Raw genomic sequence first — 12556 nt, 5'->3', positions numbered from 1 at the left:
GACCGGACCGGGCGTTCGTCGCCGGGCTGTTACGCGGAAGGTCTACTTCAGGACCGTCAGCGGGAGGAGCTTCTTGCCGGTCGGACCGATCTGGATGTCCAGGTCGAGCTGCGGGCACACGCCGCAGTCGAAGCACGGAGTCCAGCGGCAGTCCTCGACCTCGGTCTCGTCGAGCGAGTCCTGCCAGTCCTCCCAGAGCCAGTCCTTGTCGAGGCCGGAGTCCAGGTGGTCCCAGGGCAGGACCTCTTCGTACGTCCGCTCGCGGGTGGTGTACCAGTCGACGTCGACGCCGAAGGCGGGGAGCGTCTTCTCCGCGCTCCTCATCCAGAGGTCGTAGCTGAAGTGCTCGCGCCAGCCGTCGAAGCGGCCACCGGACTCGTAGACCTCGCGGATGACCGCGCCGACCCGGCGGTCACCGCGCGAGAGCAGGCCCTCGACGATGCCGGGCTTGCCGTCGTGGTAGCGGAAGCCGATGGAGCGGCCGTACTTCTTGTCGTCGCGGATCTTGTCCCGGAGCTTCTTCAGCCGGGCGTCCGTGTCCTCGGCGCTGAGCTGCGGGGCCCACTGGAAGGGGGTGTGCGGCTTGGGCACGAAGCCGCCGATGGAGACGGTGCAGCGGATGTCGTTCTGCCCGGAGACCTCACGGCCCTTGGCGATCACGTTGACCGCCATGTCGCCGATCTGGAGGACGTCCTCGTCGGTCTCGGTGGGCAGGCCGCACATGAAGTACAGCTTCACCTGTCGCCAGCCGTTGCCGTACGCGGTGGAGACCGTGCGGATCAGGTCCTCCTCCGAGACCATCTTGTTGATGACCTTGCGCATGCGCTCGGAGCCGCCCTCGGGGGCGAAGGTGAGACCGGACCTGCGGCCGTTGCGGGTCAGCTCGTTGGCCAGGTCCACGTTGAAGGCGTCGACGCGGGTGGAGGGCAGCGAGAGCCCGATCTTGTCCTCGGTGTACCGGTCGGCCAGGCCCTTGGCGATCTCACCGATCTCGGTGTGGTCCGCGGAGGAGAGCGACAGCAGGCCGACCTCCTCGAAGCCCGTGGCCTTGAGCCCCTTCTCGACCATCTCGCCGATACCGGTGATGCTTCGCTCCCGTACGGGGCGCGTGATCATGCCGGCCTGGCAGAAACGGCAGCCGCGGGTGCAGCCGCGGAAGATCTCCACGGACATGCGTTCGTGGACGGTCTCGGCGAGGGGGACGAGCGGCTGCTTGGGGTACGGCCATTCGTCGAGGTCCATGACGGTGTGCTTGGACACGCGCCACGGCACGCCGGACTTGTTGGGCACGACGCGGCCGATGCGGCCGTCGGGCAGGTACTCGACGTCGTAGAAGCCGGGGACGTAGACGCCGCCCGTCCTCGCGAGGCGGAACAGCACCTCCTCCCGGCCGCCGGGCCGGCCCTCGGCCTTCCAGGCGCGGATGATCTCGGTGATCTCCAGGACGGCCTGCTCGCCGTCGCCGATGACCGCGCAGTCGATGAAGTCCGCGATCGGCTCGGGGTTGAACGCGGCGTGGCCGCCCGCCAGCACGATCGGGTGGTCGACGGTGCGGTCCTTGGACTCCAGCGGGATGCCCGCGAGGTCCAGGGCCGTGAACATGTTGGTGTAGCCGAGCTCCGTGGAGAAGCTGAGGCCGAACACGTCGAAGGCGCCGACGGGACGGTGGCTGTCCACGGTGAACTGGGGCACCTCGTGCTCGCGCATCAGCTCCTCGAGGTCCGGCCACACGCTGTACGTGCGCTCGGCGAGGACGCCCTCGCGCTCGTTGAGCACCTCGTAGAGGATCATGACGCCCTGGTTGGGGAGTCCGACCTCGTAGGCGTCCGGGTACATGAGTGCCCAGCGGACGTCGCATTCGTCCCAGGGTTTGACGGTGGAGTTCAGCTCACCGCCGACGTACTGGATGGGCTTCTGCACATGCGGGAGCAGAGCTTCGAGCTGCGGGAAGACCGACTCGGCAGACATCTGTGGACCTTCGTAGCTGGCAGGGGTGACCATCAAGCGTAACCCGGTGCTCAGCCCTTCAGTGCCGCGCGCAGTCCGCGGTGCGATGCCCGCGCCCAGACCTCGGGCAGTTCGCGCTCCCGTGCGTCCGCGACCGCTTCCTCCCGGCCGTACAGGAGTCCCCAGGTGAACGCGGACTCCCCCGCGCCCTGCGCCTGGACCGCGAGCGTGCGCAGGGCGTCCCGGGCCACGACGCTGTCCTGGTGGTCGCCGAGGACCGACTGCACGGCCTTCATCCGCTTGGCGAACCTCTTGGCGGGCTTGCCCAGGGCCGGCCTGGCGGCCTCGGCCGCGTAGCGGACACGTTTGGCGGCCTTGCGCGCCTCGTGCATGGCCATGTCGCGTTCCTCGCCCGGCTGCTGGTCCAGGGCGTGTCCGACGCGGGTGGCCAGGCGGTCGTAGTCCTTGATCACGGCGCGGGAGAGAGTGTCCCGCGGTGCCCGCTTCGCGGCGGGGCGCAGGGGCGGGTCGGCGAGGAGGGCGTCCAGGGAGTCCAGCAGGGCCAGATAGCGCCCCTCGTCGAGCACGGAGAGGACCCGTCGCCGCGCAGCGGTGCGCCCGGCCACGGAGGTGAGCTGCAGCCGGGCACTCACGGGGCCCAGGAGCAGCGTGTCGGGCAGTGCGGCGGAGTGCGCACGGAGCCGTGCGTCGAGGACCTCCCTGTCACGTTCGACCCCGAGTTCGGCGGCGAGCCACTTCAGCTCGTCGCGGAGCGGGTCGGTAACGGTGCGGTCGAGTACCTCGCGGTACGTCCTGAAGGCACTGCGCAGCCGGCGGGTGGCGACCCGCATGCGGTGCACGCTGTCGGGCAGGTCCCGGCGTACGGCGGGGTCGAGCTCGACCAGGGCCGTGACCTGGCGGCGTACGTAGGCGAGTACGTGGTCGCCCGCGGTGCGCGGGGAGGGTTCCCTCTTCGTCTTCCGCGGCTTGCCCGGGGCGGTCTCGGCGAGGGCCCTGGCCAGCTTGGACGGCGCGTCCGAGGGCCGGACTCCGGCCTTGCGCAGCCGGCGTTCGACGGCGTCGAGGAAGGCGGGGTCGCCGTTGTCGGCCAGCTCGACCTCCATCTCCGTCCACGCCGAGGTCGTGCCGTGTCCGTCCTCGGTGAGTCGCTCCGCGAGGACCTCGTCGACGCTCAGCTCGGCGAGCAGCGCGCCGTCCTCGTCGAGGAGGTGGTGGACGTCCCTGGCGGAGAGGATCCGCACGACGGGGACCACCGGGGCGTCCCGTACGCGGGAGCGGAGGAGCTCGCCGAGGGCGGGTGGCAGGGCGTCGGTCAGGGGTGCCTGGAGCTCGTCGCGGACGCCCACGGAGACGGGGATCTTGAGGTGCCATCCGGCGTCGTCCCCACCCGTTCTGCGGCGGAGCGTGAGGGAGTACGCGGCGAGCCGGAGGTCCTCGGTGTCGTAGTAGACGGCGTCGAGTTCCCTGAGGCCGCGGTGGACGACGGCCGACACCCCGGCCACGCGGGTCAGGTCGGGCAGCCGGGTTTCGGAAGTCGCTTCGTACTTTCGCTCGACCTCTAGCTTCGAGTCCGCCATACGAAGAACCTATCCGCGATGGGCGCGGATATGCAGGGCGGAGCGAAGTCCTCAGGCGGACATCGGACGTTGGACCTTGATCGACTGGAGCAGTCCGATCGCCACCCAGACGGCGAACATCGACGAGCCCCCGTACGACACGAACGGCAGCGGGAGTCCGGCCACCGGCATGATCCCCAGTGTCATCCCGATGTTCTCGAAGGACTGGAAGGCGAACCAGGCGATGATGCCGGCGGCCACGATCGTCCCGTACAGCTCGGTCGTACCGCGGGCGATACGGCAGGCGCGCCACAGGACGACGCCGAGCAGGACGATGATCAGTCCGGCTCCGAGGAAGCCGAGCTCCTCGCCGGCCACGGTGAAGACGAAGTCGGTCTGCTGTTCGGGGACGAACTGCCCCGTCGTCTGGGATCCGTTGAAGAGCCCGGTGCCCGTGAGCCCGCCCGAGCCGATGGCGATGCGGGCCTGGTTGGTGTTGTAGCCCACGCCGGCCGGGTCGAGTGCCGGGTTGGCGAAGGCCGCGAAGCGGGCGATCTGGTAGTCGTCGAGCACACCGAGCTGCCAGACGGCCACCGCACCGGCCGTGCCCGCGCCGAGAAGCCCGAAGACCCATCGGTTGGAGGCGCCGGAGGCGAGGAGCACGCCGAGGACGATCACGGCCATGACCATGACGGAGCCGAGGTCGGGCATCAGCATGACGACGGCCATCGGCACGAGCGCCAGACCGAGCGCCTTCGCGACCGTCCGGTGGTCGGGGTGCAGCTGGTCGCCCGCGTCGACCCGGGCGGCGAGCAGCATCGCCATGCCCAGAATGATCGTGATCTTGGTGAACTCGGAGGGCTGGAGGGAGAAGCCGCCCGGAAGGAGGATCCAGGCGTGCGCTCCGTTGACGGTGGCGCCGAGCGGGGTGAGGACAGCGAGGACGAGCAGGACCGACAGCCCGTAGAGCACCGGCACCGCTCCCCGCAGCGTGCGGTGCCCGAGCCAGATGGTGCCGATCATCAGCGCGAGTCCGATGCCGGTGTTGAGCGCGTGCCGGAACAGGAAGTAGTACGGATCGCCGTGGGTGAGTGACTCACGGCCGCGGGTCGCCGACCAGACCAGCAGCGAGCCGACGAAGGACAGCGCGAGGGACGATCCGAGCAGGGGCCAGTCCAGTCGCCGTACGACGGAGTCGCGGGCGGTGAGCTTGGCCCAGACGGACCGGTCCTCGGGGCCGTAGCGCGAGACGGAGAAGCCTGCCATCAGTCACGCCTCCCCACGGCCGCGGGCAGGGCACCCGCGAGCGTCTGCGTGCCGTCGTCGACGGGCGCGGGGACGTACGGCTTGATCTTGGGCGACTCGATCTGGCCGTCCGGCTTGATCTTGGGCAGGGTCTTCTGCGGTGCGGGCAGCAGCGCCTTCTTGAGGTCCTGCTTGCCGGTCGCGTCGAGGCCGTAGAGCGCGTTGTAGATGTTGCGGACGGCGGGGCCGGACGCGCCGGAGCCCGTACCACCCTGGGAGATCGTCATGACGATCGAGTAGTCCTTGGTGTATGTGGCGAACCACGAGGTCGTCTGCTTGCCGTAGACCTCGGCCGTGCCCGTCTTGGCGTGCATCGGGATCTTGTCCTGGGGCCAGCCGCCGAACCGCCAGGCGGCACTGCCCCGGGTCGCGACACCCGCGAGGGCTTCGTCTATCTTGTCGCGCGTGCTCCCCTTGAAGGGCAGCTTGCCGTGGGCCTGGGGCGCGATCTCCTGAACGCTCCTGCCGTCGCCGCTGATGACCGCCTTGCCGACGGTCGGGTCGTACAGGGTGCCGCCGTTGGAGATCGCCGCGTAGATCGTCGCCATCTGTATCGGGGTGACGAGCGTGTCACCCTGACCGATCGAGTAGTTGACGGAGTCGCCGGCGCGCATCTTGTTTCCCTCGATGCAGCCTTCGTAGGCGATCTTCTCGACGTACGTGCCGTCCTTCTTGCCCTGCTTGCACCAGGACGCCTTGTTGGCGTCGTAGAAGTCCTGCTTCCACTGGCGGTCGGGGACGCGGCCGGCGACCTCGTTGGGGAGGTCGATGCCGGTCTCCTTGCCGAGCCCGAACTGGTGGGCGGTCTTGTAGAACCAGTCCGCCGGGTCCTTCTTCGGCTTGTTGCCCCCGTCCTTCGCCCACTCCTTGTGCGCCAGTCCGTAGTAGACGGTGTCGCAGGAGACCTCCAGGGCGCGTCCGAGGCTGATGCTGCCGTAGCCCTGGGACTCGAAGTTCTTGAAGACCTGGCCCCCGATGGAGTACGAGCTCGGGCACGGGTAGCTGCCGTCGAAGTCGTATCCGGCGTTGACCGCGGCGGTCGAGGAGATGACCTTGAAGATCGACCCGGGTGCGGCGGTGCCCTGGATGGCCCGGTTCAGGAGCGGGAAGTTGGACTTCTTGCCGGTCAGCCTGGCGTAGTCCTTGGCGGAGATGCCGCCGATCCAGGCGTTGGGGTCGTACGTCGGCAGGGACGCCATCGAGACGATGCGGCCGGTCTTGGCCTCCATGACGACGACGGCGCCGGAGTCGGCCTTGTAGAGCTCGTTGGTGTTGCGGTCCATCTCCTTGCGGGCCGTCTCCATGGCCTTGTTCAGCTCGTACTCGGCGACGGCCTGGACCCGTGCGTCGATGGAGGTGACGACGCTGGAGCCGGGCTCCGCCTCGTCGTTCTGCGCCTGGCCGATGACGCGGCCGAGGTTGTCGACCTCGTAACGGGTGACACCGGCCTTGCCGCGCAGTTCCTTGTCGTAGGTCCGCTCGAGCCCGGAACGGCCGACCTGGTCGGAGCGGAGGTAGGGCGAGTCGGAGTCCTGGGCCTTGGTGACCTCGTCGTCGGTGACGGGCGAGAGGTATCCGAGGACCTGGGCGGTGTTGGCCTTGCCGGGCGCGGCGTAGCGGCGTACGGCGGTGGGTTCGGCGGTGATGCCGGGGAAGTCCTCGGCCCGTTCACGGATCGTCAGGGCCTGCTGCGTGGTGGCCTCGTCGGTGACGGGGATCGGCTGGTAGGGAGAGCCGTTCCAGCAGGGCTGCGGGGTCTTGGCGTCGCAGAGCCGGACCTTGTCCTGGACATCCTTGGGCTTCATGTCCAGGACGCCGGCCAGCCGCTTGAGGACGCCGACGCCGTCGTCCTTCATCTTCATGAGTTCGGTGCGGCTCGCGGAGACGACGAGGCGGGTCTCGTTGTCGGCGAGGGGCACGCCGCGTGCGTCGAGGATGGCACCGCGCACCGCCGGCTGGACGACCTGCTGGACGTGGTTGTTCTTGGCCTCGTCGGTGTATTCCTGCCCGTTGCGGATCTGGAGGTACCAGAGCCGGCCGCCGAGCGTCAGGAGCAGGGAGAAGACGAGGACCTGGATGACGACGAGACGGATCTGGACCCGCTGGGTCCGCCCGGTCTCGGGAATGTTGGTCACAGTCGCTTGACCCCCTTGATCCTTCCTGCGCGTGAGGCACGGCTGCGGGCCGCCCTCAGGCGAAGCCCGCCCCGCTGGCTGCCGATCCGCAGCCCGGTGCCGGATGCCAGCCAGCCCGCTGCGACGTCACCGCTGGAGGAACTCTCGGCGACCGGGTCGTTCTCGGTGCGTCTGGCGAGCGCCATGATCAGCGGCACGGTGAACGGCGCGAGGAGCAGGTCGTACACCACCGCGGTGAACAGCAGGCTGCCCAGCCCCACATGGCGGGCGGCCGTGTCGCCGACGAGGGAGCCGACACCGGCGTACAGCAGCGTCGATCCGATCGCCGCGGCGACGACGAAGGCCATCGGGGTGAACGCCGACTTCAGCTGGCCGTTCTCGGGGCGGGCCATACCGGCGAGGTAGCCGATCAGGCAGAGCACCAGGGCGTAGCGCCCGGCGGCGTGGTCGGCGGGCGGGGCCAGGTCGGCGAGGAGCCCCGCGCCGAAGCCGATGAGTGCGCCGCTGACGGGCCCGTACACGAAGGCGAGTCCGAGGACGACGAGGAGCAGCAGGTCGGGGGTGGCGCCGGGGAGCTGGAGGCGGGCGAGGACCGAGACCTGGATGACGAGGGCGACCACGACGAGGGTGGCGGAGAGCAGCGTCCGGTTGAAGCGCATGGGGATCAGCTCTATTCCTGCTCGTTCGCCGCGTCACCGGCGGCCGTGTCGGCGTTGCCGGAGGCGTCCGGTGAGGCACCCGGGGAAGCGGATGCGCCGGGCTTCTCGTTGATGTTCCCGACGACCTTTCCGCTGCCGTCCACGAGGTCGCCGTTCGGCTGGACCATGACGGTGACGGTCGGAGTCGGCTTCGGCTTCTCGGGCTTCTTGGGCTGCTTCGGCAGGACCATGTCACGGGGGTCCTCACGGGGCGCCCGGACGACGATGCCCACGATGTCCAGCTTGGTGAAGCCGACGAACGGCCGGACGTAGACCGTCCGGGTCAGGTCGCCGCCGGACGGGTCGACGCGGACGACCTCGCCGACCGGCACGCCGGGGACGAAGGGCTTGTCCTTGCTGGAGCCGAAGGTGACCAGCCGGTCGCCCTTCTTCACGTCCGCCTTGCCGTTGAGGAACTGGACCGAGAGCGGCCGGGACCCCTGTCCGGTGGCGAAGCCGAGCTCGTCTGTCTTCTCCATCCGGGTGCCGACCGTGAAGTCGGGGTCGTTGGCCAGCAGGACGGTCGCGGTGTTCGGGCCGACGGTCGTGACCCGGCCGACGAGTCCCTCGCCGTTCAGTACGGTCATGTCGCGCCGGAGGCCGTCGTTGGCCCCGGCGTCGATGGTGATGGTCCAGGAGAAGCCCTGGGCCGCTCCTATGGCGATGACTTCGGCGCCCTTGATGCCGTACTGGCCGGCCCCGGCGCTCTTCAGCATGGTGTCGAGCTGGCGGACCTTGCTGGTGTTGCGGTCGTCACTGCCGAGCTTCGTCTTGAGCGCGGCGTTCTCCTGCTCCAGGGCGGCGATCCGGTCGTGCCGGTCACCGGAGTCCCGGACGGCGCCGATGGCGTTGCCCACCGGGTCCACCGCCGCCGCGACGCCGTTCTCGACCGGTCCGAGGACCGTGGCCGCTGCCTGCCGTGCTCCGTCCACCGGCGACTCCTCGCCACCACGGATGTCCACCGTGATCAGGGCGAATGCGATGGCGATCAGCAGCACCAGGAGCAGCCGGCTCTCTCGTGTGTCCCTCACGTGCGGCGGCCGTGCCTTCCTCGTCGGAATGTTCGTGCCTGTATACCAACGTCCGCCGTACGGGACGGCAGTGCCCGTACGGCGGAACGTCGTGTCCTACCGTCGGGGCTGGGCGTCCAGCACCTGCTGGAGTGCCTCGAACTCCTCGACGCACTTCCCGGATCCGAGCGCCACCGAGTCCAGCGGGTCCTCGGCGATGTGGATCGGCATGCCCGTCTCGTGGCGGAGCCGCTCGTCGAGTCCGCGCAGGAGCGCGCCGCCGCCGGTGAGGACGATGCCGCGGTCCATGACGTCGCCGGAGAGCTCCGGCGGGCACTTGTCGAGCGTCGTCTTCACGGCGTCGACGATCGCGTTGACCGGTTCCTCGATGGCCTTGCGCACCTCGGTGGCGGAGATGACGACGGTCTTGGGCAGGCCCGAGACCAGGTCGCGTCCGCGGATCTCGGTGTGCTCGTCCTTCTCCATCTCGAACGCCGAACCGATCGTGATCTTGATCTGTTCGGCGGTTCGCTCACCGAGGAGGAGGGAGTACTCCTTCTTGATGTGCTGGATGATCGCGTTGTCCAGCTCGTCACCGGCGACCCGGATCGACTGGGCGGTGACGATTCCGCCGAGGGAGATCACCGCGACCTCGGTGGTGCCGCCACCGATGTCGACGACCATGTTGCCGGTGGCCTCGTGGACGGGCAGGCCGGAACCGATGGCCGCCGCCATCGGCTCCTCGATGATGTGCACCTGGCGCGCGCCTGCCTGCGTCGACGCCTCGATGACGGCGCGTCGCTCGACCCCTGTGATGCCGGAGGGCACACAGACGACGACCCGCGGGCGGGCCAGGTAGCGGCGCTTGTGGATCTTGAGGATGAAGTAGCGGAGCATGCGCTCCGTGATCTCGAAGTCGGCGATCACGCCGTCCTTCAGGGGCCGCACGGCAACGATGTTGCCGGGCGTGCGCCCGATCATCTTCTTGGCCTCGGAGCCGACCGCCAGGATTCCGCCGGTGTTGGTGTTGATGGCCACGACGGACGGCTCGTTCAGTACGATGCCGCGCCCCCTGACGTACACCAGCGTGTTGGCAGTCCCGAGGTCGATAGCCATGTCACGGCCGATGAACGACATTGAGTTCCCCTTGTTCCCCATGAGGATGCGTCGGGCCTTCCCAAGAAGCGAAGAATGGCTTGTTTTGAGTAGGCGAGGGTTGGCGCTGCGGGCGTGGAAGCTTCCATCGTAGTGCCGTATGCACGGACACAGCGCGAGGGTCCTTCGCCGGGCGAGCGGAACGGCTGCCCGTTCCACCCATGGTGACGTTACGTCGGAGGGATGGGTTCCCGCGATACGGAAGCCTAAGCCGAAGGGCGACCGAATTACTTCGGTCGCCCCAGGTCATGAGCGCTGTTTGGCGGAGCCGAAGTCAGGAGAGCCCGGGAAAGAAAAGCTTGATTTCTCGCTCTGCGGACTCCTCCGAGTCCGAGGCGTGGATGAGGTTCTCCCGGGTGATCGTGCCGAAGTCGCCGCGGATCGACCCGGGCGCGGCGGAGATCGGGTCGGTGGGACCGGCCAGGGCGCGTACGCCCTCGATGATTCGCTCGCCTTCGGCCACCAGAGCGACGACGGGGCCGGAGGCCATGAACTCGACGAGCGGCTCGTAGAACGGACGGCCCTTGTGCTCGCCGTAGTGCTGCTCCAGGGTCTCCTGGTCGAGCGTGCGCAGTTCCAGCGCGGTGATCGTCCAGCCGGCCTTGCGTTCGACGCGGCTGACAATCTCGCCGATCAGCCCACGCCGTACGGCGTCGGGCTTGAGAAGGACGAGGGTGCGCTGGGTCATGTGCGGCTCCTTGCAGACTTCCGGTGCGGGTGAGGGCGAGGTTACAGGGGTACTCGGACGGCCCTACGGCCGGGCTTACTCTGTGTCATCCCTGGGCCGGGGCCTGGGCGCTCTCCTGCGCCTCGGCCTGTGCCGCCCACCGCGCCTTGGCCTCGTCGATCCTGCGGCCGTAGTGCACCGATGCCCACCACAGGGCACCGAAGGCCACGCCGAGGATGAACATCATCGGGACGAAGAAGCCGCTCAGCACCAGCAGGACCTGGAGCGCCCAGCCGAGCTGGATACCACCCGGCCGGGTGATCACACCGCAGAGCAGGACGGACAGCAGCATGCCGATGCCGCAGACCGTCCAGACCGTGCCCATGGACATGTCGTCGGACTTCATCGCCACGAGTCCGGCGAAGCCGATGACGAAGAATTCGCCGATCAGCGTCGATGCACAGAGCGTACGCACAGGTCAGCGCCTTCCCAGGAGCAGTCGGGCCTCGCCGACCGTGATCACGGATCCGGTCACCAGGACTCCGGCGCCCGCGTATTCGGCCTCTTCCTCGGCGAGGGTGATCGCCGCTTCCAGCGCGTCGTCCAACCGGGGCTCGACCTGGACCCGGTCGTTGCCGAAGACCTCGACGGCGACCGCGGCGAGCGCGTCCGCGTCCATGGCGCGGGGACTGGAGTTCTGGGTGACGACGACCTCGGCGAAGATCGGCTCGAAGGCTTCGAGGAGCCCGCGGACGTCCTTGCCGTCACTCGCGCCGACGACGCCGATCAGCCGGGAGAAGCTGAACGCCTCGGAGATCCCCTCGGAGGCGGCCAGACCGCCGGCCGGGTTGTGCGCCGCGTCCAGGACGACCGCGGGGCTGGACCGGACGACCTCCAGGCGGCCCGGAGAGAGCACGGAGAGGAAGGCCTTGCGGACCACTTCGACGTCGAGGCTGCGGGCCTGCTCCGCCCCGATGCCGAAGAACGCCTCGACGGCGGCGAGCGCCACCGCCGCGTTGTGCGCCTGGTGCGCCCCGTAGAGCGGAAGGAAGATGTTGTCGTACTCGCCGCCCACCCCCCGCAGGGTCAGCAGCTGGCCGCCGACCGCGATCTCCCGGGAGACGACGCCGAACTCCATGCCTTCGCGGGCGACGGTGGCGTCGGCCTCGACTGCCTTCTTCAGCATGACCTGCGCGGCGTCGACCGGCTGCTGGGCCAGGATCACCGTCGCGCCCTGCTTGATCACTCCGGCCTTCTCGCCCGCGATCTCGGCGGGGGTGGAGCCGAGGCGGTCGGTGTGGTCCAGCGAGATGGGGGTGACCACGGCGACGGAGGCGTCGATGACGTTCGTCGCGTCCCAGGTGCCGCCCATGCCCACCTCGACGACCGCGACGTCGATCGGCGCGTCGGCGAAGGCCGCGTACGCCATGCCCGTCAGCACCTCGAAGAACGAGAGCCGGTAGGGCTGCTGGGCATCGACCATCTCGACGTACGGCTTGATGTCGTTGTACGTCTCGACGAAGCGCTCGGCCTCGATCGGGGCGCCGTCCAGGCTGATCCGCTCGGTGATCGACTGGACGTGCGGGGAGGTGTAGCGGCCGGTGCGGAGCTCGAAGGCGCTCAGCAGGGCCTCGATCATGCGGGCCGTGCTGGTCTTGCCGTTCGTCCCGGTGATGTGGATCGACGGGTAGGCGCGCTGGGGCTCGCCCAGCACGTCCATCAGGGCCGCGATACGGGTCACCGAGGGCTCGAGCTTGGTCTCGCCCCAGCGGCCGGCGAGCTCCTGCTCCACCTCGCGCAGCGCCCGGTCGGTCTCGGGGTCGGCGGGGCGGTCGGGGACCGCCTCGCCCTGCGGCGGGCCCGACTGGGCGCGCAGCGTGCGGCTCCCGGCCTCGATCACCGCCAGGTCGGGGTCGCGCTGGGTCTCTTCGTCGACGATCTCCGCGAAGGTGTCGTCGGGATCTGACGCGTCGTGCCGGTCTGAAGGGCGGGGCTCACTCACAGGGCCAGTCTACGGATGGCCGCGGACATCGCGCGCAGCGCCCGCTGACGGGCCCCCGGA

10 protein-coding genes are annotated in these 12556 nt (G+C 69.2%); all 10 read right to left on the bottom strand.

The window, feature by feature from the left end; all coding sequences use genetic code 11:
- Positions 1–42: 42 nt before the first annotated feature.
- Positions 43–1968 carry a TIGR03960 family B12-binding radical SAM protein gene (locus tag JOC24_RS12765; protein ID WP_205020336.1) on the bottom strand — a complete coding sequence of 642 codons (1926 nt, stop codon included), beginning with the start codon at positions 1966–1968 and terminating at the stop codon, positions 43–45.
- A gap of 50 nt (positions 1969–2018) precedes the next feature.
- Positions 2019–3545, bottom strand: a complete 1527-nt coding sequence (locus JOC24_RS12760; protein WP_205020335.1) for a CYTH and CHAD domain-containing protein — start codon at positions 3543–3545, stop codon at positions 2019–2021.
- A 51-nt stretch (positions 3546–3596) separates the two neighbouring features.
- Positions 3597–4790, bottom strand: coding sequence for a rod shape-determining protein RodA (rodA, locus tag JOC24_RS12755; protein WP_205020334.1), 1194 nt, complete (start codon positions 4788–4790; stop codon positions 3597–3599).
- Complete coding sequence (mrdA, locus tag JOC24_RS12750) at positions 4790–6964, bottom strand: penicillin-binding protein 2 (protein WP_205020333.1); 2175 nt, start codon at positions 6962–6964, stop codon at positions 4790–4792. Before mrdA ends, rodA begins: the two co-directional genes overlap by 1 nt.
- A complete protein-coding gene (gene mreD, locus JOC24_RS12745; protein WP_205020332.1) occupies positions 6961–7623 on the bottom strand; it encodes a rod shape-determining protein MreD in 663 nt (220 codons plus the stop codon). Before mreD ends, mrdA begins: the two co-directional genes overlap by 4 nt.
- A gap of 11 nt (positions 7624–7634) precedes the next feature.
- Positions 7635–8693: a rod shape-determining protein MreC gene (mreC, locus tag JOC24_RS12740; protein ID WP_205020331.1), complete on the bottom strand. Its 1059-nt coding sequence runs from the start codon at positions 8691–8693 to the stop codon at positions 7635–7637.
- Positions 8694–8789: 96 nt separating this feature from the next.
- Positions 8790–9809, bottom strand: coding sequence for a rod shape-determining protein (locus JOC24_RS12735; RefSeq protein WP_031091955.1), 1020 nt, complete (start codon positions 9807–9809; stop codon positions 8790–8792).
- Between the two features lie 292 nt (positions 9810–10101).
- Positions 10102–10515: a nucleoside-diphosphate kinase gene (gene ndk / locus JOC24_RS12730; protein WP_205020330.1), complete on the bottom strand. Its 414-nt coding sequence runs from the start codon at positions 10513–10515 to the stop codon at positions 10102–10104.
- Between the two features lie 85 nt (positions 10516–10600).
- Positions 10601–10969 carry a DUF4233 domain-containing protein gene (locus tag JOC24_RS12725; protein ID WP_205020329.1) on the bottom strand — a complete coding sequence of 123 codons (369 nt, stop codon included), beginning with the start codon at positions 10967–10969 and terminating at the stop codon, positions 10601–10603.
- A gap of 3 nt (positions 10970–10972) precedes the next feature.
- Entirely contained in the window at positions 10973–12496 is a 1524-nt protein-coding gene (locus tag JOC24_RS12720) for a bifunctional tetrahydrofolate synthase/dihydrofolate synthase (RefSeq protein ID WP_205020328.1), read from the bottom strand.
- Between the last annotated feature and the right edge of the window lie 60 nt (positions 12497–12556).

The sequence above is a fragment of the Streptomyces sp. HB132 genome, assembly GCF_016909575.1.
Lineage (GTDB): Bacteria > Actinomycetota > Actinomycetes > Streptomycetales > Streptomycetaceae > Streptomyces.
Note: the sequence above shows the minus strand (reverse complement) of the source record. Positions and strands in the feature narration are given on the sequence as shown.